21 protein-coding genes and 1 riboswitch are annotated in these 25,499 nt (G+C 36.1%); of the genes, 14 read left to right on the top strand and 7 right to left on the bottom strand.

The features are described 5' to 3' along the window. The first annotated feature begins 1,345 nt into the window (after positions 1–1,345). Complete coding sequence (locus ACIQYS_RS13835) at positions 1,346–1,465, top strand: YjcZ family sporulation protein (protein ID WP_093268161.1); 120 nt, start codon at positions 1,346–1,348, stop codon at positions 1,463–1,465. 357 nt (positions 1,466–1,822) lie between these two features. On the opposite strand, the gene ACIQYS_RS13830 is transcribed toward ACIQYS_RS13835, so the two are convergent. The 3 genes from ACIQYS_RS13830 to ACIQYS_RS13820 form a co-directional block, all read right to left on the bottom strand. Continuing rightward, positions 1,823–1,999, bottom strand: a complete 177-nt coding sequence (locus tag ACIQYS_RS13830; RefSeq protein ID WP_402980955.1) for a hypothetical protein — start codon at positions 1,997–1,999, stop codon at positions 1,823–1,825. A gap of 198 nt (positions 2,000–2,197) precedes the next feature. Continuing rightward, a complete protein-coding gene (locus ACIQYS_RS13825; protein ID WP_402980952.1) occupies positions 2,198–2,326 on the bottom strand; it encodes a YjcZ family sporulation protein in 129 nt (42 codons plus the stop codon). A 483-nt stretch (positions 2,327–2,809) separates the two neighbouring features. Beyond that, positions 2,810–2,929 (bottom strand): YjcZ family sporulation protein, encoded by a 120-nt coding sequence (locus tag ACIQYS_RS13820; RefSeq protein ID WP_402980949.1) that lies wholly within the window; start codon positions 2,927–2,929, stop codon positions 2,810–2,812. 1,340 nt (positions 2,930–4,269) lie between these two features. Between ACIQYS_RS13820 and ACIQYS_RS13815 the strand changes: the two genes are divergently transcribed. From ACIQYS_RS13815 to ACIQYS_RS13775, 9 genes are all read left to right on the top strand, one after another. Next, positions 4,270–4,929: a PepSY domain-containing protein gene (locus ACIQYS_RS13815; RefSeq protein WP_402980946.1), complete on the top strand. Its 660-nt coding sequence runs from the start codon at positions 4,270–4,272 to the stop codon at positions 4,927–4,929. Between the two features lie 79 nt (positions 4,930–5,008). Next, complete coding sequence (locus tag ACIQYS_RS13810; RefSeq protein WP_402980943.1) at positions 5,009–5,776, top strand: ABC transporter ATP-binding protein; 768 nt, start codon at positions 5,009–5,011, stop codon at positions 5,774–5,776. Beyond that, positions 5,773–6,531, top strand: coding sequence for an ABC transporter permease (locus ACIQYS_RS13805; RefSeq protein WP_402980940.1), 759 nt, complete (start codon positions 5,773–5,775; stop codon positions 6,529–6,531). Before ACIQYS_RS13810 ends, ACIQYS_RS13805 begins: the two co-directional genes overlap by 4 nt. A 1-nt stretch (position 6,532) precedes the next feature. Further along, the gene (locus ACIQYS_RS13800; protein WP_402980937.1) at positions 6,533–7,060 is read left to right on the top strand and encodes a hypothetical protein; all 528 of its coding nucleotides are present in this window, start codon (positions 6,533–6,535) and stop codon (positions 7,058–7,060) included. 66 nt (positions 7,061–7,126) lie between these two features. After that, positions 7,127–7,798 carry a response regulator transcription factor gene (locus tag ACIQYS_RS13795; RefSeq protein WP_402980934.1) on the top strand — a complete coding sequence of 224 codons (672 nt, stop codon included), beginning with the start codon at positions 7,127–7,129 and terminating at the stop codon, positions 7,796–7,798. Continuing rightward, entirely contained in the window at positions 7,798–9,180 is a 1,383-nt protein-coding gene (locus ACIQYS_RS13790) for a sensor histidine kinase (RefSeq protein ID WP_402980931.1), read from the top strand. Before ACIQYS_RS13795 ends, ACIQYS_RS13790 begins: the two co-directional genes overlap by 1 nt. A gap of 101 nt (positions 9,181–9,281) precedes the next feature. Next, on the top strand, positions 9,282–9,950 hold the full coding sequence (locus ACIQYS_RS13785) for a phosphatase PAP2 family protein (protein ID WP_402980928.1): 669 nt from the start codon (positions 9,282–9,284) through the stop codon (positions 9,948–9,950). A gap of 59 nt (positions 9,951–10,009) precedes the next feature. Beyond that, positions 10,010–10,624 carry a DedA family protein gene (locus ACIQYS_RS13780; protein ID WP_402980925.1) on the top strand — a complete coding sequence of 205 codons (615 nt, stop codon included), beginning with the start codon at positions 10,010–10,012 and terminating at the stop codon, positions 10,622–10,624. A gap of 980 nt (positions 10,625–11,604) precedes the next feature. Further along, positions 11,605–11,871, top strand: a complete 267-nt coding sequence (locus ACIQYS_RS13775) for a hypothetical protein (protein WP_402980922.1) — start codon at positions 11,605–11,607, stop codon at positions 11,869–11,871. 958 nt (positions 11,872–12,829) lie between these two features. Here ACIQYS_RS13775 and ACIQYS_RS13770 read toward each other — a convergent pair. Next, a complete protein-coding gene (locus ACIQYS_RS13770; protein ID WP_402980919.1) occupies positions 12,830–13,909 on the bottom strand; it encodes a mechanosensitive ion channel family protein in 1,080 nt (359 codons plus the stop codon). Positions 13,910–14,425: 516 nt separating this feature from the next. On the opposite strand from ACIQYS_RS13770, the gene ACIQYS_RS13765 reads away from it, so the two are divergent. Next, positions 14,426–16,519, top strand: a complete 2,094-nt coding sequence (locus tag ACIQYS_RS13765; protein WP_402980916.1) for a HelD family protein — start codon at positions 14,426–14,428, stop codon at positions 16,517–16,519. Between the two features lie 786 nt (positions 16,520–17,305). Here ACIQYS_RS13765 and ACIQYS_RS13760 read toward each other — a convergent pair. Then, positions 17,306–17,986, bottom strand: coding sequence for a helix-turn-helix transcriptional regulator (locus ACIQYS_RS13760; RefSeq protein ID WP_402980913.1), 681 nt, complete (start codon positions 17,984–17,986; stop codon positions 17,306–17,308). Positions 17,987–18,163: 177 nt separating this feature from the next. On the opposite strand from ACIQYS_RS13760, the gene ACIQYS_RS13755 reads away from it, so the two are divergent. Together ACIQYS_RS13755 and ACIQYS_RS13750 are read left to right on the top strand one after the other, a co-directional pair. Continuing rightward, positions 18,164–18,949, top strand: a complete 786-nt coding sequence (locus ACIQYS_RS13755; RefSeq protein WP_402980910.1) for an SDR family NAD(P)-dependent oxidoreductase — start codon at positions 18,164–18,166, stop codon at positions 18,947–18,949. Between the two features lie 176 nt (positions 18,950–19,125). Then, positions 19,126–19,878, top strand: a complete 753-nt coding sequence (locus ACIQYS_RS13750) for a glucose 1-dehydrogenase (protein ID WP_402980907.1) — start codon at positions 19,126–19,128, stop codon at positions 19,876–19,878. A gap of 362 nt (positions 19,879–20,240) precedes the next feature. Here the strand turns inward: ACIQYS_RS13750 and ACIQYS_RS13745 are convergent, their stop codons facing one another. After that, entirely contained in the window at positions 20,241–20,879 is a 639-nt protein-coding gene (locus tag ACIQYS_RS13745) for a 2OG-Fe(II) oxygenase (RefSeq protein ID WP_402980904.1), read from the bottom strand. Positions 20,880–21,353: 474 nt separating this feature from the next. Continuing rightward, positions 21,354–21,434, top strand: a riboswitch (cyclic di-GMP riboswitch). Positions 21,435–21,511: 77 nt separating this feature from the next. Here ACIQYS_RS13745 and ACIQYS_RS13740 point away from each other — a divergent pair. Continuing rightward, a complete protein-coding gene (locus tag ACIQYS_RS13740) occupies positions 21,512–24,073 on the top strand; it encodes a beta-glucosidase (protein ID WP_402980901.1) in 2,562 nt (853 codons plus the stop codon). Between the two features lie 267 nt (positions 24,074–24,340). On the opposite strand, the gene ACIQYS_RS13735 is transcribed toward ACIQYS_RS13740, so the two are convergent. Beyond that, positions 24,341–25,453: a TolB-like translocation protein gene (locus ACIQYS_RS13735; RefSeq protein WP_402980898.1), complete on the bottom strand. Its 1,113-nt coding sequence runs from the start codon at positions 25,451–25,453 to the stop codon at positions 24,341–24,343. Positions 25,454–25,499 lie beyond the last annotated feature (46 nt).

Raw genomic sequence — 25,499 nt, 5'->3', positions numbered from 1 at the left:
TAACATTGTAAACATATGGGTAAGCCGTATGCCTTAATAAGGCACGTGCGGTTTGATAAGGGGGAAGCCATGAGAATGGTTTCCCTACTTTATTTTTATCGGAAACATCAAGTAGATCTAAGAAATCCATTGTGAAATGGTACACTTAAACTAACGAAGCAGTTTAGTTGAATAAGGGGAATGAAAAAAAACATCTCGAGAGATGCTTAGCAAAAATGTATGAATAGGGAGTATTTTCCTATCTCCTGGGGGGATTCATCTGTCTTTTAATTTTTTCTATTTCAGAGGTTAAATAATCAATCTGTTTCTGCATATTTTTATAATCTCCAGTATTACCTTGTTCTTGCCGTGCTTCTTTTATTGCAAGGACTGCTGCCATAGTGGTAAGGGCATCACTCAATGTAGTTATTGCTTCTCCAATGACAGCAAGTTTAGCACTTTAACTGTCTGTTTGGAGAATTTGATTATCTTGATTTTCATTGAATAAAAATATGCTATCTTTTTTCAAACTGTTAACCTCCAATTACTTACACGTATTGTGTTTATTATATTCAAATATGTGTTTTTTCGTGAAAAGATTTTAATGTGTTTAAAACGTAGTACGACCATAATGTGCAAGTAGAATTGTAAGTGCTTGTTAAACGGGTGCTTTAGGTAAATATTCGCTTTCCGAAATAATCGATCATCAGTATAGAATTACTGCTTATTGTATTGTTAAAACCATAACATTACGAAAACCATTGGGTTACCAACTATAATGTAAATTAAAGTTTTTTGAAACATCCGTATTTCGTTGCTGTTATTGAATTTTGGAGTTACCCACTATAATGTCACTGGACACCCCTGCCTGTAGTATTTTTAAAAATAGTTACTTTCTAAAAAAAGATGAACTCAAGAAAAATAATTAGGCAAGCTCACAATCCTTAAACCAATCAACTTATGGTTGGATGAAGGTGAGAAATTGGAATTTGTTCGAATATTGGACCCAACTGAAGAATATCGCATATACAACTACCGTGAAGATCATGAAGGGCAGTATAATGTTTGAGGTGGCATGTGGGTGACTAAGATTCCTGTGCTTTTCAAATACGAAATTCCCTCTAAAGAAATGCTTCAACGATTTAAATGTAAATAATAATTAGTCCTGCTCACTTAATTGTGGGTGGGGCTTTATTATTTTTCTTGAAAGTCTAATTTGAAAATAGCTTCCTAAATTCTGCGCTTAGTTAAAATTTGCACTAAAAAACCCAACTAATTTAATTCTTCGATACATGATAAATTACCTTATCTATAACAAAATTTTTTCATAATCTATAAATATCATTAGGAAAGGAGTGGATATATTATGTATGGATGTGGTGAAAGCTCATATGGTGGGTACAGTAACAACGGGTCGACATTCGTATTGATTGTAGTATTGTTTATCTTACTAATCATTGTTGGAGCAACTTTTATGAGATACTAAACAAAAATGATGTAGATTATTTGGATTAATCGAGAGAGCTTCAGCTGTGACAACATCACTTTTTAGTCGTAGGGCAATTTATTTGTCTATTTTATTAACGATTTTAGAGAGATGATTAATTTAGTAGGTAAAATCAATATCGTTACAATCCCTTTAAGTATCTTCTCTTCTAAAAAATCGACCTTCTTCTAAATGAGTTGGTCGTTTTTTATTGTAAAGAAAGTAAGATAACCGCATTTATCGCGCAATTTCTATTTGTTATGTGTGTTCTTCATCCCATCAAAGTAACAAAATATTAAACGAATCCCCATCTGATTTACAGGTGGGGATTCGTTGACACTTACTTCTAACTTAAATTTATATTAAAAATAGAGTTGCGATTAAGAAGAAGGGCACAAATTCTCTTCTAAAGCGATTTCGTATAAACATTCCTCTTCCTGGGACAAATCCATCTATCATTCCGATTCGTCTTCTACCCATTCTATCTCTCATCATAACTCGACGGCCCATGTTTCTCATAACAAACGGTTCCATAATATCCCTCCTTTCTAAAGCTTGTTCATTCTTTGAATCCATGCTAAATAAATTCCCTTATATTGATGATCGTATATTTCTCCATCCAATTATCCATAATAATTGGCAGATTGCTTGAACCTGCCCATTATCCTTATTAATCGTGGTGGTAATACTCCTTGAAGCGAAAAATATCAAATATTATTCACCACATAGAGATTAGTAACTTCTCATAAAAGAAGCACCTACGATGATAAGGAGAATAAACAATACGACAATCAATGCAAAGCTTGAACCCATGTTACTACCGCCACCGCTATAGTTTCCTTCATATGAACCATCACTCATATATTTTCACCTCCTACATTAAGATTAAGGATTACTTGAATACATCCTTAGAAATAGTTTATGTCAAAAATATGAATGAACTTGGACTAATTTGATAAGAATCACTAGCATCACATTTTTTTCTCTTAACAGTAACAATTCCATTCCCCCTAAAATAGTAATATTTAAGGGGTTATTGCCAACTTAATAGAATTATAGACATAATGAGTGATTTTACTAACGTCGCAGTTTAGTTTAATAAGAAGGAGTAGAAGGTTATTTTAAACAGATATACCAAAGTTGAATTTTAAATTTCATCACTATATTGAATGAATATCTGAAAGAAAATGTGCAGTAAGTGTGGTGTGAACTAAATATATATATGAGGAAAGAAACTATAAAAAGGGCCACTTCGTGGAAAGTGACCCTAAACCCAAAAATCAGAATGGAGGTGCCTAGCTATTATTATTTATTGACCATCATAGCTATCAACAGATGTTTTTGTTAATACGATCTATGCATGAAACTAGCACCGACAATAATTAGAAGAATGAACAGTACAACGATTAAAGCGAATGGGTTTCGTTCGCGACGCTCTTCGCGAAATTCTCCGCAGTTTTCCATAAAAACCCCTCCTTTCTATACTCTATAATATGTATAGTAGTAAAAATGAGGGGTGACATTAATCTACTAAATATTTTCTTTTGCAAAAGAAATAATCATATTACGTATTTTGAGGGATAAACGATAAACGCGATAAGGGAGCTATATTGGATTATCCCCTTATAAGTTCGAAACTTTAATAGCTGAATTTTATTCTTTAGAAAGAGACTACTTCAGTTGAAATAGTAATTTGTGAAAACTTTCACTTAAACTCCCATGAAAATTAGTTCCTCAAGAAATGAAAAATGACAATACTTAAGAAGACCCCTACTTAATCGTTAAAAAAAAAGAGGAGAGCGTAAATAAGTCTATGGATTACGGTTGACTGGATTAAGGTCAGTATCAGTATTGACACTTCCTAACCATTTTCATTCTCTGTGGTGAAGCGCTGATTTTGCGCTTCATGGATGGCTAACGGGTGCGTTTGTTAAAGATTCGAAGAACGAAGTATCCGAAGTAAATGTTGAAATTAGTCAAAAATAAGAGGACCATCACTATCTTTCAAATTGGGAAAAGTAGTGATGGTCCTCTTGAAATGGAAGCAGAATTATGAAAAAGTATTTGATATGTACTTCTCGGTAGTACACCAATTAGTTCCTTCTCATTGTAAGAAGAAATATGTGAAATGATTTACCACTTTTATATTCTATAGGTATAAATACAAGGTTTCTTCATACTCTCTGACAAGTTTATAAAAAGTAGTCTTTTTCACTCCACTTTATTGCATTGCTTTCACTGCTGTAATCTCTCCCGATTTCCAGCTAGTATACGGTTCTTTAAACTCCTCAGTGACCGTAACCTTGGGACGTTCAAAAATTGTGCCGTTTGCAAAGCCACATCAATTCCTTCACGCAGCCGTTTTCGAATTTGAATAGTTTCATCCATCCAGGTGGACCATAAGTGGCCAATATTAAACATTTAAATTACACAAATACGACTTATAAACCTTCACTTGTAGACCATAAACCACATGTAGATTACACTTCTTTCATTAAATTTTTACCCACTAGTAATTCATATCAATTATTATTTGCTTTATCAAGTATGGATTATTTAGTGAAAAATTTATAAATATCTAATACATTTCGAGAAAAAAAGAAGTGAGAACGAAAATGGAAGAGTATAAAGTTGCTTATGGAGAAGAAGTAGCAGGATTTGCACAATAGTGACATCCTAGAAAATGAGAAATTCCTCACTAAACTTTCATCAACTTCTTAAAAAAGATTCGTTAACTTTTCATAACCATCTGGCAGAATAAAGGCTGTAAGAAAGATTCACAATACTTTTTAGGAGGAATACAGATGAAAAAGAAATTAATAATTCCAGTTTTGGCATCAACACTTATTGGGGGAGCAGTAGTAGGTAATGGTGTGTTCACTACCGCATTTGCAAGCAATAACGCACCTACAACGACTCAAGCAGAAGATCAAAAAGACGATGACAATATTGTTGAACTTCAAGCAAAGGCAAAATTGACATTAGATGAAGCACAAGTAATTGCACTAAACAAAGTAGCAGGAACTGTAAATGAATCTGAATTAGAAGATGAAGATGGTGTAGTTGTTTACGGCTTTGAAATTCAAACAGCTTCTGGCGATATAAATGATGTGAAAGTCAATGCAATAAATGGAGAGATCGTAAAGGTCGAAAATGATGCAAATGACGATGAAAACGGAACTGAAGAAAGTGAAGAAAATGATGGAGAAGAAAATGACGATAACATTGCGGAACTTCAAGCAAAAGCAAAATTGACTTCAGATGAAGCACAAACAATTGCATTAAAAGAAGAACCCGGAACTGTAAATAAATCCGAGTTAGAAGATGAAGATGGCGTAGTTGTTTACGGTTTTGAAATCCAAACAACTAACGGAGTACAAGACGTGAAAATTGATGCTGCTACAGGAAAAGTAGTGAAAGTTGAAGCGGACAATGAAGATGAAGGACAAGAAGGAAACGAATAATCGGAGTTTCTAAAGGGGAAAGGTGGTTATCCCATCTATTCCTTTTTTTCTTTTAACAATTATTAGGAGGAGGTACAATATGATCCAAACGAAGGATTTAACAATGCAATATCCAAATGGGTTCACTGCAGTTAATCATCTAAATTTACAAGTAAATAAAGGCGATATTTATGGTTTTTTAGGTCCGAATGGTGCTGGTAAAACAACGACTATTCGAATGTTAGATGGACTATTAAAGCCAACAGCTGGGGAAGTTGTTATTCAAGGGAAAAGTGTTATACGAAACGAACGAGAAATTCGAAAAATGATAGGGGTATTGCCAGAATCGCATGGCTACTATAACTGGATGACCGGTGCGGAATATTTACTATTCTTTGGACAACTTTATGGTGTGAGTAAAAACAAACAAAAAGAACGGGTAGAAGAAGTACTTCACCAAGTTGGAATGACTAGTAAAGCAAATATTCCAATTGGGCAATACTCTCGAGGGATGAGACAAAGAATCGGTATTGCAAAAACAATTATTCATGAACCCGTACTTATTTTTTTGGACGAACCTACACTAGGTTTAGATCCTCAAGGACAAAGAGATATCCAAATGATTTTACATGATTTAAATAAAAAACATGGGGTTACGATATTCATCACTTCTCATTTGCTAAAAGAAATCTCCGAAATATGTAATCGAGTGGCAATTGTAAAAGAAGGAACCTTAATAGAAGAAGATTATTTAGAATCTCTTTTGAACAAGTATGGTTCACTGAAAGTAGATACTACGGAACCAATTACGTTGGAAGAGGTTTTCTTTTATCTTACAGATCAAGAAGATAAGGAGATGAATCTATGATAGCGGCACTAATCGGAAAGGAAATAAAGGAAAACGTTTTTTCTAAAAAGAGCTTGTGGATATATTTTGCAGTGACACTATTGTTTAGCGGTCTTGCGTTTAGCTTTGTCTCCGTTAAAGAACTTAGTTTACTTGCTCAGGTAGAAGTAAATATGACCTTCATGAAAGTAGTTTTAGGGATTAGTATTCTAGTAACGATTATTATTGGATCGAATATGTATGCAGGGGAAAGGGAAAGAGAAACACTCGAAAGTCTTTTATTATCACCATTGTCTAAAGCACAAATTACATTTGGGAAATTAGTAGGGTTGCTCTTATTTTGGTTCATTATTTCTTTATTATCTCTACCTTACTTTTTTGCACTCTCCATGGGTACAGATATATTTGTGAAAGCACTAGTGTTTCTTTATCTAATTTGTTTTCCTTTAGTCATTGGATTTGCAGCATTATCGCTAGGGTTTTCCGCAATACTTTCATCTACCAAGAGTTCTACACTTTTATCATTTGTTTTATTTTTAGTAACGGCAATACCAATGTTCTTATCAACAACGATGAAAAAAAGTGGATTTGCGCATATTGTGGACACAGTTAGCCCATTATCACGATCCATACTGACTTTAAAGGATTATTTTGTGAATCGGCTCGGCTACACCGTACTGATAGTGGATTTACTGCCAGTGCTCGTCTTCTTACTATTAAGTATTGCGTTATTGTTATTTGCAAATAATAAAATTACGCTTAAAGGAGGAGAATAAGATGAAAAAGGTATGGATTACTTTTGCTTTTCTCTTCACCTTTCAGATGATGACGCAAACAAGTGGGGTTGCAATTGCACAAGATACGATAGATATTAAGATTCTCTCTCCTGATGTAGTGGAAAACTACCCGGGTCTTGAAACGAGTGTGCAAGCTGAAATTACCAATTTATCAGACACAGAGCTGAAAAATGCAATGGCTTATATTACGATGGCGGATATCGGGAAACATATGACCGTAAATTTAGAGGACTATAGTGCAGATGTACCTATTCTACTTGATACGTTAAAGCCACAGCAATCAGTAAAAGTTGAATTACCAATTCGTTTTGTGTATACAAGTCAATATAAATTGTATGTAACTGTAAGTAGTGACGACGATCAACAAATTCATTCGAGTGCGTCAATACCCGTGCGTATTTTAGGGAATACACAGATTAATCCACTTTTTGTGCAAATTGTATCGATTGCAATGCCAGTAATTTTACTCCTATTACTATTTTTCGTTACAAGAAGAAAAAAACATTAATGAAATTTGTTTGTCCTACCATTGTTCGATAACATGGAGGTAAGTTAATTCGTGGGAGGGTTCACATTGAAAAAAGTATTAATCATTGAAGACGAGGAAAGCATTACAGAATTTCTAGAGTTAGAACTTAAACACGAAGGCTTCGATGTGACGGTTTTCCATGATGGCAGAGATGGATTAGAAGAAGCGCTACATAACCATTTTGATCTTATACTTTTAGATTTAATGCTACCACATTTAAATGGCATAGAAATTTGCAGAAGAATTCGAGTAGTAAAAGAAACACCGATTATTATGCTTACTGCTAGAGATAGCGTGATGGATCGTGTCATGGGTTTAGATGGTGGGGCAGACGATTATATGTCAAAGCCTTTTTCAATAGAAGAACTTTTGGCAAGGATGCGTGTAATTTTTCGGAGAAATGAACGACATGAGGAAAACATCGTGAAACATTTAGAATTCAAAGAAATTGAAGTAGACACTATTTCACGAACCGTTAAGAAAGGGGAAGAAGAGATTCCCTTAACCAAAAGAGAATATGAACTCCTCTTAATGTTTTTACAAAATGTGAACCGAGTACTCTCTAGGGAATTGATTCTTGAGAAAATTTGGGGATACGAGACAGAAGTAGAGACGAATGTGGTCGATGTATATGTACGATATTTGCGAAACAAGATAAATAAAGAAAATGATAACTATATCCACTCTGTCCGTGGAATTGGCTATGTGATGAAATGATGAAAAACTTAAAGTTAAAAATGAAAATTGTTTTATGGGCGACTGTTCTTATGATTGGTTTGTTTGTTTCTTATAATATATTGCAATATTTTGTAATGAACAGCTGGATGATTCATTATGAAGAGCAATCCATTGAAAAGAAAATGAATACTATACAAAATTATTACTCCAATCAAAAACTGTCTGTACAATTCATTAAGGAAAATGAATCTTTTATCAATTCGATTAATGAGAAATCGGAGACGATCCGGATCTTAGATAAAGAGGGAAAAAGTATCGTGGCAGTAAGTGAAGAAGAATTATTGCATGTACCTTCCCAATTAGTTCAAAGTGAACAATTTGAGCTAGTCACATCAGGCGATGACCGTTTGCTTGTATATCGTGAACCATTAGTGGATACGAATTATGTAGGAACAATTGAAATCGTAAGAAATATGGAGATTTTCGATGGGCTATTAGAACAATTTAGCCTTGTTATGTTTTTAACAGGAATTGGTGCAGTATTTTTGAGTTTAGTGGGAGCACTTTTTCTTTCTAAACAAATAGTTAGACCAATTCAAGCTATTTCTCATTCACTCACTAGAATCAAAAAATTTGGTTTAGAAGAAAGAGTGAATGTTCCACCGGCACAAGATCAAATCTCTGAATTAGCGATTCATTTTAATGAACTAATGGATCAATTAGAAATTTCTTTCAATCAACAAAAACAATTTGTAGAAGATGCTTCTCATGAATTGAGAACCCCTTTATCTGTATTGAATGGAAACTTAATGATGTTAAATAGATGGGGAAAAGATGATCGGGAAGTGTTAAATAAATCATTGGTTTCTTCTTTGAGAGAAGTGGATCGAATGGACAAATTGGTGAAGGATTTATTAGAACTTTCCAGACTTGATTCGGAAAAAACAGTTGATGCCACGATTCCTATGATCAATCCAATAAATGTTATTGAAAAAGTCGTAAATGACTTTGAAATGACGCACCCGGAATTTATGTTTTCTCTTCAATTATTTGATGGCACTCTTCTTCCAATGAAAGAGCAACATTTGGAACAACTACTTACGATATTAATCGATAATGCAATTAAGTATTCAAATGATGACAAAAGAGTAACGATACATTACCAGCATCGAGAATTAACTATTCAAGATTTTGGAATCGGAATACCGAAAGAAGATGTACCACACGTAACAGATCGATTTTATCGAGTAGAGAAATCTCGCAACCGAAAAAAGGGTGGGTATGGAATTGGATTATCTATTGCATTAAAGTTGATGGAGACATACAAGGGAAGTTTAGTGATTGAAAGTCAGTTAGGTAAAGGTACTTCTGTAAAACTTGTATTCCCAAAAACAAAAAACACAAAGAATGATGTGAATTAGTGATCATACCTTGCTATGTTTTATCAATATTTGCAGAGTCTCATTGGACAAAAAAAAAGAAAAAAATCTTCTAAGAACAGATGAAGGTAGGAGTTTTCAGCATGAGATTAACTGGGTATTTATTGACTGCTTTTATTATTGGTTTAGTTTCACTTATCGGTTTTAGTTGTATGGCCATTTTAATTAGTGGACATAAAATAGTTCAATTAGATCAATACGTGATTTCCTTTATACAAGGTTTTGAATCTCCAACTCTAACCTCAATAATGAAATGTTTTACGTACGTCGGATCGTTTCATATTGTGTTTGGTATTTTTGTTATAGTATCTTTTTTTCTTTATTTTGTATTAAAGCATCGATCAGAACTCTTATTGTTTTGTACTGTTGTTATTGGAACGCCCATCATAAATCAGGTCTTAAAACAATTCTTTCATCGAATGAGACCAGATTTGCATCGATTGATTGAAATAGGAGGATATAGCTTTCCTAGTGGACATGCGATGAATGCTCTTGCAGTTTATGGAATTCTGTCATTTCTGTTATGGCGTCATATTCCTTCACGTTTATGGCGCATTACTTTGATAATAATTAGTACTATAATGGTTCTCATGATTGGTACCAGTAGGATTTATCTTGGTGTGCACTATCCGAGCGATATTATCGGGGGGTATTTTGCCAGTGGATTTTGGCTTGCTATTTCTATCTATTTTTTCAGAAGGTATAAAGAAAAGCGGAATGTAAGGGAAAATTTATCCGGAAGCAAATATTAACTTATTATAGCAATTCTATGTATACGATTGTTAAATTTATCAGTACAAGGAGTATTAAAATGGAAAACTGGATAACTGAAGTAATGAATGTGTATGGGTATTTAGGGATTCTTCTCTTGATAGCTTTAGAGAACATTTTTCCACCTATTCCTTCTGAAGTGATTTTAACGTTTGGCGGCTTTATGACTACAACATCAAATATGAGTATTATCGGGGTAATTGTTTTTTCTACAATTGGTTCAGTGGTTGGGGCGATTGTGCTTTATGGAATAGGTTTACTTGTTGATGTAAAAAGACTAGAAAAAATCGTTAATAAATGGGGGCGCCTTTTAAGATTAACCTCAAAAGACATTCATAAAGCAAATGCCTGGTTTAATAAATTCGGAGTTTGGGCGGTATTTTTCGGGAGACTTGTTCCTTTGATTAGAAGTTTAATCTCAATTCCCGCTGGTATGGCTCATATGAACTTTATCGTATTTTTACTTTTTACGACAATTGGTTCTTTAATCTGGAATAGTGTATTAGTAATTGTTGGAGCAAAGGTAGGTTCTTCCTGGAGTACGATTGTTAGATATATGAATACTTATTCCAATATAGTATTATTCCTATTGACAGTAATGTTTGTATTCGTTATTTTCCTTTATTATAGAAAAAGAAAGAGATCGCACGATTAATAAAAGAGCACATAGGAACCCAAATCTGTCAAATTGAAAAGGCTAATACAAAAAGGTATTTCTGGAAAAGAAAGCCCTATACAATGTAGACGGGAGAGTTAAAAGATTTTGTTAAACTAATGGGTGCTTGTGCGGCCGAGCCTAGGTCGTATCATATAGCGGGTGGGATTCCCGTCGAGAAAGAACTAGCCATTCACTCGTAGCGAGTCTTGGAGGGCTAATGGTAACATTAGCTTTTAAGCGTAGACAGTTAGGTGGCGGACCGAAAGCCAACTGGTTGAAGGGATAGAGCTCCATAATGTTAGTAAATCGAGAGGGCTGATGCCTTAAGTACAGCAGAAAGCTACATTTTATCCATCGTTAAAGGCAAGAAGGATAAAACCTCACTGGAGTCAGAGACCTTGGCAGGTCACACATCGATATGATACGGCAACTCGGGAGATCCTACCGGTCTCTTCTTATAGAAGAGTATGGTGTACAAGTGATAATAAGCAAGGAAACCAAATGCCGTTGTAGGGAGTCGGATAGCAGCGTAGTACCAATGAAGTTGTGTAATGCCGATGGAGGAAAGGCTGCTACCAAGTGATCACCCTTACTAGGTACACATTTACTACACACAGCGGTAGAGATAATAAATGTAAACTTTTGAGGATAGCAGAGTCAGTGTGAATGATGATTTGGAGGAGCTGTGTGCGTAAATAGCGCAAGCACGGCTCTGTGAGGGGGGAGGAACACAAACTACCGTAAGGTAGAGAGGTTCCCTTCTACTCGAAGTTCGGTGTTTACCTTTTGTTCAATATATGAAAGCATGATATAATTTTAAGATTACGAAAATTTATTCCATCTAACGACGTACATAAAGAGGTTATAATTATGAGAAATAGAGAATCCATATTATTAGTAGAAAATGACAAGTTGCATTTATTCAAAGAACTAAAGATGACTCAGTTTATTACGTTTTTCCTGATGATGGAATAAAAATGGAGCATGGGGAAGCGCCGGAAGCAGGAGCGAAAAGAGAAAGGGGGGAAACTATGACCAAAAAAATAAGAAGTAACTTATTTTTTTTGAAACAATTTGGTTTCAATGATTCACTTTTACAAACTATTTTTCAGTTAAGATTAGACCCCCTAGAAAGTATTTTTAATAATGAAAACGAAATAATTATGGAAATTGAAAGTAAATTTACAGATAAAGATAGAGAATTTTTACTTGTTACTAAAAAGGAGTATAAAATTTTGTGCTGAAGTTATTGAAATACTTTTACCACCCTCAAAAGGAATCAGATTATTGCTAATGATTATAAGAATTGGTTTGAGAAACGTTGTTATTAATGACTTTATTATCATGACATACTTATGGTTTAATGTATAACAATGTTATGGTTAAAGTCACAGTGAGAAATCAGAGGTTGAGCGACTTTCTTTTTCAAAAAAGATAAGGTTTCTATTTGGACGCACTAATTTGCTACAATAAAGTAAATTAGTACTCACTTAAGAATTGGTTTAGGAATGGTGGAGGTTCGATATCCTCCGATATATTTCTTTTCATGTCAACGCTTTAAACACATGGCTACCCTTCCACAATTGCAATAACAAATTAATTAACACTAATGATGGAGTAGAAGTTATACACTTCCGCAATATATTATTTATTAAACTAAAAATAAAATAATCTAAGTTAATTATAGGAATGTTTTCTATTAAGTAAATTTGAACTTTTTTTAGCAATCTCTTTAATAAAATCTTCCGCTTCTAAGAATTTTGAGTCCGCACCTTTGTTTATGTAATTTGACTCATAATCATTTATTTTAGTTATTAATTTTTTTAAGACTATTTTAAAAATCGGATTAATAGAGTTTAAAGAGTCATTTAATATGTAATATGCAACAGAACAAATTACGAAATAACTATTATTTTGATTTTATCGGTGTTTAATGCGGGTTTATTGACGGAAAAATACATTCAAACAAGAAAGAAGAAATAACTCATGCGTAGGGGGAGAATATGGTCAGGAGGCATTCAATTCACATCCTTACAGTTAATTTGTTTCTAACACAGGGAACAAATTTAAAGAACCTTAAACAAAAAGGGGTGCCCATAAAAGTTGTACTTTTGGGACACCCTCTTAAGCTTGTTAAAACGGGATGATAAAAATCATGAATTCTAGTGTTGGATTTAGGTACTTCACTTTAAAGACTCACCTCTAACTAACTTTACCATTCACTTCAGTTTTTGAATCTACATATAACTTTCTATTAGGTATTGCAAGGGAAACACCTTCATTATCAAGGATATCCATTATTTTATAGTTGATTTCTTCTTTTACTGTTAAGAAATCTAACCAGACTGTTGTTTTTGTGAAAAAATAAATGTAAATATCTAACCCATCTACTCCATATTTATCAAACTTCGTAACGATTGTGTCTTGGTGGATTCCAGAGTGATTTTTCAGCATATACTCTATCTTTTTAATAACACCTTCTAACTTTTCTTTAGGTGTTTCAAAAGTTACACTTAAATCGAACACAATCCGCCTTTTTCCCATTTCACTCCAGTTCGTTATTGATTCATTTGCTAATTTTGCATTTGGTACAGTTACGAGTGCTTGTGCAAATGTTCGTATCTTTGTACTTCTAAAAGTAATCGTCTCAACCGTTCCTTCTACGCTAGGTGTTAAAATCCAATCTCCAATTGTAAATGGTTTTTCTGTAACGATTATGACTCCTCCAAATAGATTACCAATTGCATCCTTAGCAGCTAGGGCAATTGCAAGTCCGCCTAATCCTAGACCACCAACAAGACCCATAACATTATAATTAAATTCCCCTGCAATCCCAATAAAGATTAGTACCACAATGATAGCCCGTAATACTTTTGACAAGAACGGGATGAGTATTTCATCCATTTCAAAATGGAATCTTTCGTTAAGCCTTGCAAAAAGAAGCGTAGATGAGGATGATAAGTTAAACAATCCCCAACCCACAAGAAAGATAACAGCGGATTTTACAAATTTCAGAAATAACACATGCGTTCTATCCAAATATGGGAAATACCAAACCGATACATAAATTCCCAATAGAATAAACAGCCACTGAATTGGTTTTTCGAATGATAAAAACATGTGAGAGAAAAAAGGATGGGTTTCTTTTCGAAGCCCTTTTACGATCAGAGCAATGACATACTTGGCAAATATCTTCCGAAAAAGTATGAATAGCAAAAAGATACCTACTGAAATTACGATGTCTATTATAAATTCGTATGAAAAAAATAATTTCCATGACATAACGATTCATCTCCTAATAATTTGCGACTTTAAATTTATCTGTTCTCTAATATCTTCATCTTTTTTCATTTGGTTGAAACAAGTAGTACAATAAAGCAATTGAACATATACAACTTTATAAATGTTATACATCCTATTAGGGACTACTTTTAGTATTCACGATTCTAACCGAAATTAGCCAATAAAAAATGCAAAAAGAGTCTGTCCCTCTTTCTGCATTTTGAGCTGTCAATATGTCCGCTCCTACCTTTTTCTAAAAAAAGCTTTTAGAAAATAAAAGTAAGCGACAAATGTCCCCACCTTTAAGAAGGCCGGGACTTGAATTACCATTTAAATAACGTCCCTGTGTTAGAAACATTCATGTTATTTCAAACAAACGTGAATGTTATGATTTTCACGTTTGTTTCTGTCACAGGTAACAAATTTAATACGATTAAATTATTGACTTTGTATATGCATATTTTATACAATTGTAACTCGACTGAAATTTTAGAAAGGTTAGGGGGTAGTATCATAATGAGTACTATATATGAAGCGGAATTAAAGAGATTGCAAGAGGTTTTATCTACATTGGATGAGCGAATACACAAGTTAGAAAGTATTCCAGTTTATCATGGAGATAACTATACAGAGCAAGTTCTTGAAAGTATGAGGGAGTTAAATCGGCAAAACTTAAGAATTGGTGTACAAGAGCCATACTTTGGACGTTTAGATTTTAAGGAGGATGGACATCTAGAGCCAAGCCCATTATATATTGGGAAAGTCGGTGTTTCTGATGAGGGAGCCAAGAAACCAATAGTCATTGATTGGCGTGCACCCGTTGCGAGTATGTTTTATTCCTTTAATGGTGGAGAAGAACTGGCTTTTTATCAATCGCCCGATGGATTGGTTGAGGGGGAAGTCTATTTAAAAAGAAACATTGTCATTCGTAAAAGGGAGCTAGAGCGTGTTGTTGATACGTATGTAAAAGGTAGTGAAGATGTATCTCTGACAGACGAATTTCTCTTGTACCGATTAGGTGAAAATAAAGATAATAAATTAAAAGATATCGTTTCAACGATACAATCTGAGCAAAATGAAATTATTCGAGCTGAGAAAAATATGCCATTATTGATCCAAGGGGTTGCAGGGAGTGGGAAAACAACTGTCGCTTTACATCGCCTTGCTTTTTTAATTTATGAATATCGTGAACAGCTACAAGCAGATAGAATGATTATTTTTGCTCCAAACAGTTTGTTTTTAGACTATATTTCTGGTGTACTTCCTGAACTGGGAGTAGGTAATATTAAACAAACTACTTTTCCAGAGTGGGCGTTGCGTCTCTTAGATAATGCGGTGATGTTAAAACATCCAGAAGAAAAGTTGAAAGAAGCTTTTTCCATTAATCGTGACAATAATAAAGTGATGCTCGATAAACTAAAGGGGTCAATCAAGTTTAAGTCATTTATTGAAAGAAGTCTCATTCAATTTGAAGAAAATCTAGTACCAACAACTAATTTAGAACTATGGGATCAAGCTGTAATAACAGTAGATGAGATTAAGAAGTGGATGGTTGAATATAAGCATTATCCATTAACAAAGCGCAGGGAACGATTAGTTGCACGAATCAAGCGTTGGATAGAGATAGAACTCAAAAAGTTCGAAGGAACGAATGAGAAAATGCTATTGAAAAAAGAAGCTAACAACAGATTAAATGCATATATGAAGTTTTGGCCAAAAATGAGCGCGTTATCATTTTATACATCCTTGATGAATCGAAAAGAAATAATAGAACTATTACCTGAAGCACTTGTTCGAGAAACAGAGAGGAATTGCCGGAAAAAAGAAGTAAATGTAGAAGATTTAGCACCACTTATTTATATTTATCATCAGTTAACGGGAATAGAAGGCAAACAAAAATTTCATCATGTAGTGATCGATGAAGCACAAGACTTTTCGCCGCTTCAAATTTATATATTAAAAGAGATTACACTAGGTAATTCTTTTACTATTTTAGGTGATTTATCTCAGGCAATCTATAATTATCAGGGCATAGAGGACTGGAATGACTTTAAAGAAGTGTTTCAAGAAACGGGTTATTATGAACTGACGAGAAGCTACCGTTCTACAAAGGAAATTATTGAATTTGCAAATGAGGTCATTAAGCATGCCGAAGTTCCAGTAGGTCTAGCAACACCAGTTTTTCGTAGCGGTGATAAAGTGAAAGTGATTGCTACAGATGATCAAATTACCGAAATCGTTAAGGTACTACAAGATTTACAAAAAGAAAATCTCAAGACGATTGCGATTATAGGTAGAACAGAAGCTGAATGCCGTTCAATACATGAAAAGTTACAAACAGCAGGGATTGAAGTGAACGTCATTGAAGCAAATCAAAGGAAATACGAAGGTGGTATTTCTGTCGTACCGGTGTATTTAGCTAAAGGCTTGGAATTTGATGCAGTGTTACTTATTGATGTGGATGCAAGTCACTATAAAGATTCAAAGTATGATGCCAAATTATTATATGTTGGCTGCACTAGGTCTCTCCACGATTTACGTATTTTCTATTCGGGTGAAGCTTCCCCATTAATTCAAGGAATACCAAAAGAATTTTACGAAAGTAATTAATAGATGTTTGAAGAGGATTACTCAATGATATGTTAGGGGTCCTCTTTTTTTTGCGTAAATTTAGAGAGAGTAGTTGGTCTTCTTGGACTAACTGAAAAAGTTCCCTGTGCTAGACTCAATTTCTAAACGATTCTGAATGGTATCTAAACTTTATATGACACAGGGAACATAGAATCATCAATCCACTTTCGCAAACTGTACCATCCCATTGGCAATGGTATACCAATTCCTACACTTCACTTAAATAAAGCTCATATAGAGAACCATCTATTTTGCTTTAATTCTATTTTCTGCCTGTAGTCTGCTAGAGATTTGTTTTTTTATTTCACTTCTCTATTGGTTAATTAGTTGTTCCTCATATCAATGCAATCTTTTAGACTCCTCGGTAATCTTTTGGTTAAGAGATGACTGTTCCTTCATTGATGATTGTAGAGTTTTATTTAGTCTATCAAGCTTCGATAATTTGGATTTAATTAGTGATTGAAATTTTGTTCTACCTAGTTCTTTATCTATTTTAACAATTTCTTTTCTAGATTTAGCTTCAGTATCTTGCTCTTTGGATAATTTTTTTCTTAAATAAATTAGCTTTGATTTTGAATGACCTACATTATTTTGTGAAGTTGACACGGACATTTACTTCATCTTCACTCTCCTAAAATTAACAATATAAGTTTTTGTTATATCAATAGTCGATGTTCAATCTTGTTAAATCACTATTTCAGCAGTGTAAGCTAGTAGAATACATCTAGTTAAACGTCTCTACAATCGGACTTTTAATAAGAAACATTAATGTAATAATTTCAAACGAAATAGTTTCGCAACCGCTTCTGTCCTATTTTTGCTATTCGTTTTTAACATCGCATTTTTTAAAAAATATTTCACAGTCGATTCAGCGATGTGAAGAATGTTACTAATTTCCTTTGTCGTATAGCCATTGGTGAAGTATTGCATTACGATGAGCTCCTTTTCTGTAAAAAGTGTTGTCTGCCTATAGTCCATTGGATGGAGCAAATGTATACAGCTTTCACTAAAACTCCGCATCTCTTCTATCACTTCGTCGGTCACCTCAAACTGCACATTAATACCGATCATAAAGCCAATTACCACACCATTAATCGAAAAAGGAACGAGTATCATATTATGAACTTGTTCTGATTGCAGAATTTGACTACCAATCGAAAGCTGGAATTTACTATCATAAAAGAAGCGCACCTCATTATCTAAAATGGCTTCATGTACATACGCATTAATTTCCATCGTTTGGTGTATATGGGCAATCGATTGTACATTCGGATACTCGTAAGACAAAATACCACTAATCGTCCCATTGAAGCTCGAATATTGAAATAGTTGAATAATGCGGCAAGGAAATGCTTCATAAAATATTTTCATTATTTCAAAGAGGCGCTCATTAACGAAATCAGTTTGTGGAATAGAGAACAGTTTCTTTTGCCAATTTTTTATCATCAAAAATCACTCCATTCTTTTATAATAATATAACAAATAGATTAGACAGAAGTGTAAAGAAATACATAAAACTATACTTTTGGATAGTAAATCTTTGTATTTAAAGATCACTATTAAAGTAAAAAAGTAAGCGTTATCATTAAATTGTAAACAATGTTTGAAAGGTAGGAATGCTCTATGGGGAAATTAGATGGAAAAGTTGCAATCATTACAGGAGCAGCGAGCGGTCAAGGGGCTGCCGAAGCACACCTTTTTGCAAAAGAAGGGGCTAAAGTTGTAGCAACTGATTTGAATTATGAACTTTTAACTAAAACGGTAAAATCTATTAATGAGGAAGCAGGTTCGGAGGTTGTTTTGGGACTAAAACATAATGTCGCTTTAGAAGACGATTGGAAAAAAGTTGTCGAAGAAGCGGTAAAACATTTTGAAAAAGTAGATATATTAGTTAACAATGCGGGTGTGAGTGGTAAAATCCCCAAAAATGCAGGTACAGATGATGCGGTGCCTAGTATTTTTGATTACAGTGTTGACGAATTTAAAGCATTAATGGACATTAATACAACTGGAAACTTTATTGGTCTCCAAACTGTCGTCCCAGAAATGCAAAAAAATGGTGGTGGTTCAATTGTTAACATATCATCAATTGCAGCATTGGTTGGTGGACAAGGAAATATCGCTTATCATACTTCAAAAGGTGCTACTCGTATAATGTCCAAAGCGGCTGCTGTTGAATTAGCAGGTTATGGAATACGTGTTAATTCGGTTTATCCTGGAGCAGTAAAAACCCCAATGATTGCATCGCTGGGGGAAGAAGCGTTATCAGTAGTCGCTAATACCATCCCACTGAAAAAAATCGGTACTCCAGAAGATATTGCATATCTTGTATTATTCTTAGCATCTGATGAAGCACAATTCATCACAGGTGCAGAAGTGGTAGCGGATGGTGGAACTACTGCCCGATAGTTTTAGGGTCCAAATCTTTAGCGCGTTAATGCTTTAGCATAGTGGGAATCAGCCCCAATAGCATATCTTCTAGAACAAATAGATTAGATGGAAGTTAAAACATTTTTAGAAACTATCCAAAAGTAAATTAGAAAGCGCTATCGTTGAATTGTAAACAAACAAGGGAGGAAATATATATGGGGAAATTAGATGGTAAAGTTGCAATCATTACAGGTGGTGCGGGTGGACAAGGTACAACCCATGCTCGTTTATTTGTTAATGAAGGGGCAAAAGTAGTTATTACAGATATAAATGTTGAAGCTGGTGAAGCACTTGCTAGAGAACTGGGTGAGAGCGTTAAATTTATTAAACATGATGTTTCGAATGAATCTGAATGGGAAAATGTCGTGAGCAAGACGGAATCTACTTTTGGTCCGGTTGATATTTTAGTCAATAATGCTGGTATTGCTCCTATAGAACCTTTAGAAACATTAAGTGTTGAACACTACCAAAAAGTCATGAACATTAACGAGTTATCTGTGTTTTTAGGAATGAAGAATGTGTTACCTTCAATGAAAAAGACAAAAAATGGATCTATTATTAATATCTCTTCAACTGCTGGCCTTGCAGGTGAAAAATCATCTGGAGGTGGAGCATATGTTGCTTCTAAATTTGCGGTTCGAGGTTTGACTAAGGCAGCTGCTTTAGAATTTGCGAAATATGGGATTCGAGTAAACTCTGTTCATCCAGGACCTATCCGTACTCCAATGATTATGCAAGAAGATACGCGCGAAATAGTTGAACAGATGGTTGTAAAAATTACTCCGTTAAAGAGAATTGCAGAACCTGAAGAAGTTTCTAAAATGATCTTGTTCCTTGCATCTGATGATTCTAGTTATTCTACTGGTTCCGAGTTTGTTATCGATGGAGGAATAACGGCAGGGTATTAAATGGTGATTTAGTTAAATAAGCACAACAGTAAAAGAAAAAGGAGCTTACAAGCTCCTTTTTTTAGTCGGAATATTTCGGGTGCCTGACACGTCCTAATGGGCGAGATTGTTGAAGATCATTAGAATAATTCCTCGGTAAAACTGGAGAGGCACTAAAACTTTTTCCTCTTAAAATCCTTTAAGTTGTAAACTCTCAACAAGAATACTAAAAAACTAACCATTGGTTTCTATTCTTCCCTTAAATAGTAGGATTAATAATATTGAGGAGGACCTTCTTTTTTGCTACTAAAAAACCTCGTGCTATAAAAGCTCAGATTTCCGAAATTGATTCAGTTGAAAATATATTAAAATTAAGCACCTTCTCACCGTAATCTTTGTTTTCTCATCCATTGCGTTGCGACCCACTTTTCACCAGTTACAACTGGTGCTCCAGCATGTAAAGTTAAATCGTTTATATTTTGATCGTTATAGAAATACTCGAAATAAACTGCCATCCCTTTTTTGGGCGATACCGAAAAATTCAGCTTAGGGAAAAAAGTTTCTCCACCTTGTTCTACATCATTTAAGTACATAACGAGCGTACTTATTCTATTATTATTTGCTGCGTTACTTGTTGATGAAAAGAAATCGTAATGAGCTTTATACTCTTGACCTGGAGTATACTGAAGGATTTGGAGGCCTTCTCCGTGTTCAATGGGTATATTCATAATAGAAGAGACCCTTTTTTCGACTCTAGCAACAATTTCGTTTTCACTTTCTTCAATAAACATACTACTACTTGTTCTCAGTTCATTTACTTCGCGTGTCGCTCCAATTTTTGAACGTTTCATTTTGTCTTTAGACAATCTGATTAGTTCCTCGCACTCTTCGTTACTTAAAACATTTCCTAACATCACGATCAATGGCTCTTCTAATCTAGTGATTATGTCAATCTCTCTATCTGTAATTATTTTATTTCCAACATGATCAAATATAGTTTGCTCTCTATTCTCCGTTATCATCTTCCAACCACCTCTTAAACTATTTAATTTTCAAAACTAGTACGTTTTTGGGTAATGACTATACTTGTTAACGGTCTTCTTTTACTTCAAATACATGAATATCAGAGTTTACTATTATACTTTTTTGGAATTAATTTCATTTATTTTACCATAGTATTTTTATATATCGCAACTTTGTGAAAACTTCAGCGTAGGGATTTTTCGGGAATAACACAGTACCACATAAAAACTTGTCTACGGCTGAAAAAACAAAAAAAGTAGTCCAAACTGACTATTGATGACCTCTTTTTTATCGATTCCACGCTAAAATGGTAGATATTTGTTAGAATAATGGGTAGATTTCTGATGAATTAAGTCGAAAAATGGGTATGAGTTCATAATTGAAATTAGTAAATATTAGTAAATATTAAATCTAGTTAAGTAAATAAATAAGCAGTATATTAAGAGTGAGAATGAGAACGAAACAAGTTCCTCGTTTGAAAAAGGCAAACCTATCGAAAGGTAGAGACGCAAAGTCACAGATCTAAGGGAAACTATGATGGCTGGGCTACCAAATGAAGAATCTTGAATTTAATCTCGAAAATAGAGAATGATTCTGGATTCTTCCAATTAAAAATGGAGGGATTTTTTTTATGACGAGTAAACGCAGCAAAAAGGTACGTAACGTACTCGCAACAAGCATCTTAGCTGCAACTATTGCATTTGGTTCAGTAATTCCTGCTAATGCGATGAACGGTGGAACGGAAGGGACCAACCCCTGGATGAACACCAAGCTCTCTGCTGAGCAACGCACCGAGTTGCTTCTTGATGAAATGACAATGGAGCAGAAAATCCAGCAAATCGCCATATCGCGCTTTAATGAGAACGACACCGGTAAGACGGTCGTCATCGAAAAGCAAGGTAGTGCAAAGTACCGGAGCGGCGAATTTGCGCCCCAGGGTACCTTCCCTGGATGTGAGTTTCAGGACACCGGCCGTCAAATTCGTGGGATTGAAGAACTGGGAATCCCCACAATCCGCATGACCAACAGTGGTACGGGCGTGAAGGGCGGATCGTGTTTGAATGACCCAGAGGCGACGGGCCTTCCGTCCACCCTGGCCTTGGCCGCGAGCTTCAACCGCGATCTGAACTATGAGGCCGGCCGGATTCTCGGTGAAGAGACTCGTGCCATCGGGCATCACGTGCTACTCGGGCCGAGCATGAACCTCCTGCGTCACCCGTATGGTGGCCGTAACTATGAATACTTCAGTGAGGACCCGTACTTGACTGGTGCCATGGCGACCGAGCAAGTTAAGGGAATCCAAGAACAGGGTGTTCAAGCCCAACTTAAGCACCTTGCCGGCAACGAGCAAGAGACTGAGCGTAATACGATGGGAAGCGAGATTCCATCAAGAGCTATGCACGAGCTATACATGCTGCCATTCGAGATGACCATCAAGGATGCTGATCCGGCTTCCGTAATGTGCTCGTACCCGAATGTTAACGGCACCTTTGCATGTGAGAGCACTGAATTACTTCAAGAGGCTCTACGAGATCAATGGGGCTTCGACGGTTGGGTCATGAGTGACCGTCGCGCGGTTCACGACACGGTCGGTGCCATCAAGGCGGGCACGAATGTCGAGTTAGACTACACACCACAGTACTACACCCAAGCGAAGATTCAAGAAGCACTTGACGCTGGTTTAGTGACAGTGGACGACATTGATAATCTGCTTCGTCCACGATATATCAAGATGATTGAGTTTGGCCATATGGATGAGCCTTACGACAAGTTCTTGCCTGAAATCGTAGATCCAATGGCAAACGGAGCAAGCGCACGTAAAATGGCCGAGGAAGGGTCCGTACTATTGAAGAACAATGACGGCTTCCTACCATTAGACGGCAAGACGAAGTCGATCGCGTTGATCGGCGTTGAGTGGTTCGCCGGCCAAGCTAAGCTTCCGGAGCACTCGCTCAAAGCTAATAACACACCTGTTGTGACTCCTTACACGGTCACACCACAAGAAGGTTTAGAGAATGTCATCAAAGAGTTCGGTTACGACACTAAAGTGACGTACAACGATGGCCGTGACCCAGGGGCTGCCGCTAAGCTTGCCGCTGAGTCCGATGTAGTACTTCTTATGATTGGTGACAACCCAGCTGAGAGTAAGGACCGCGAGACTCTCGGATTCCCAGCCATCGACCTCGACCCGAAAGATAGCCGAGTAGACTTGGTGGAACAGGAACCGCTAATCGATGCTGTCCTAAAGGCAAACGCGAAGAACACAGCTGTGGTCCTAAAAACTTCTGGTACGGTGCTAATGCCGTGGTTAGATGAGGTACCTGCAGTGCTCGAGGCATGGAACCCAGGTATGGAAGATGGCAATGCTGTTGCCAACTTACTTTACGGTAAAGTTAATCCTTCCGGCAAACTACCTATGACGTTCGGTGCGACTGAACGTGAAGCTGCTTTCGCGACTGAAGAGCAGTTCCCTGGAACACGTCAAGATACTGGTAAGCCAGGTGGTCCAGGAGCGTACGGTGATGGTTCCGACCAGCTAATCACTCAGTACACTGAGAATCTTGAAATGGGCTACCGTTGGTACCAAGCCAACGACGTGAAGCCGGTCTTCCCATTCGGATACGGTTTGTCGTACACGACTTTCGAGTATGATGACCTGAAGGTGAAAAAGGTCCAGGACAAAGGCTCGGTGTCTGGTGTTGACGTGTCCTTCACTGTCAAGAACACAGGTGATGTTGCCGGCGCCGAAGCGGCACAGGTCTACCTGACCCTGCCGGACAAGGCTGGGGAGCCGAGTAAGCGTCTTGTTAACTTCGAGAAGGTTTACCTTGAGCCCGGTAAGAGCAAGCAGGTGACTGTGCGTATTAACCAGGCTGACTCTAACCACCCGTTCTCTTATTTCGTTCCGGAAGAACCAGACAACCTAGCGAACTGGGCTGATGGCGAGTGGGCTACCGTTGACGGTAAGTACCGCGTACATGTCGGTGGTTCCTCGGCAGACACCCCGCTGGAAAAGGACGTCCCGTTGAACTTCAAACTCATCAAGGACAACGGTAAAGGAAACAACAATGGTAACAATGGAAACAACAAAGGCAACAACAATGGAAACAACGCAAACAACGGAAACAACGGAAACAACAAAGGCAATAACAATGGTAATGGCCAAGGTAACAACAAAGGCAACAGCCAATGACAATAGCAATGGCAAGGGGAACTCTAATCGGTAGGCCCCTGGCCATGGGATGATGTCGGCGACCCGTTAGAGGGCGTCGGGGCATCCCGAAGGCGGTGAGCGCGTGGGCTCACCGCTTTTTTTTGTCTCCTGAAAAAGCGAATCAGCTGTAAAACGAGCTACTTAGTCCGTATAACCTTAAAATAAAATAACAAAAGTGAAATCACTTGTGCAATTTCGCTTTTGTTATTGATTAAGGCTACTTCTGTCCCAGCCTCTTTGATTTTTTTATTTATCTGATTGGATTTGAAACACCTCAATAGTATCGATGGTTTCATTTCCAAGAAGATTCGTACTTATAAAGGCAGTATTCGAGTCCTGACTCCAATAGCCAGTGTAAGATATAACAGCGTATAAATCTGCGTTTTGCATAATCAATGATGGGTTGGAAATTTTTCCATTCACTAGCTCAGCTATATAAACATTTGTTTTATACTCTTTACCTACTTGGACAGGTGCGTCAAATAGAATTTTGCTTTTATCTGGTGATAGTTTATAAAATGGTACCCAAATACCTTCCTCGTCTTCGCCACCTGCAACAAGCTGTGTCACTTGTTCTGTTTTTAAGTTTAGTGTATATATCCCAGATTTTCCGTTGTATGTATCGTTAAAGATAATGGTTTCTTCGTCTAAAAAGTGATAGCGGTCCATCGAATCTATTTTTTCTAATGGGGATAATTGTTCGATTTCACCATTTTCCGTCAAATGATAAAACCCATAACCTTCTTGTAATGATTTTCCCACAATATATACCCCATTACTACTAGTTTGGAGGGATGAAACTGATAAACCGTCCCAATCAAACATGTCTGAGATTGTCCATGAAGTTTTTTGTTCAGTTGAAAGGTTTGTTTTTTCTATAACTATATCACTTTCCTTATCAATGACTTGAATGACTGTTGAACCTTCTTCATTGCCAAAGTATGTCATATATTCTTCTGAACCTGTTCCAATAAACTGTTTCGTATTCGTTTGAAAATCGAGTACATAAAATTCTTCGTTCACAAGAGACAAGGCGCGTTTACCGTTCTCAGATAACAAATAGAATGGTTCATCTGCTATTTTCTCTTTTTTCATCGTCTCCAGATCAAGATGGTACGTTGCTTTATTTTGATTGTAAAATAAATTATTCCCTTTGAAACCTGTGTAGCTAACTTCTACATCAATAGGTATGGAACCATCATGTTTTGCGATAATACTTCCATCCGCTAAAGCACTTTCTAATTTGACGTCTTCGGAAATTGTTACGGTTTCTGAAGATGCGTTTCCATTGAGCGTGCATCCTGCTGCGATCATACTGCATATTGTGAGTACTGCAATTCCTTGCCATTTTCTTTTCATCTCTTTATTCCTCCTATTAGTAGCTTGCATAAATAGCATAAGGAAA

It is taken from the genome of Psychrobacillus sp. NPDC096426, from assembly GCF_044762745.1.
Classification (GTDB): Bacteria; Bacillota; Bacilli; order Bacillales_A; family Planococcaceae; genus Psychrobacillus.
This window is presented reverse-complemented; position numbering and strand designations above follow the sequence as displayed.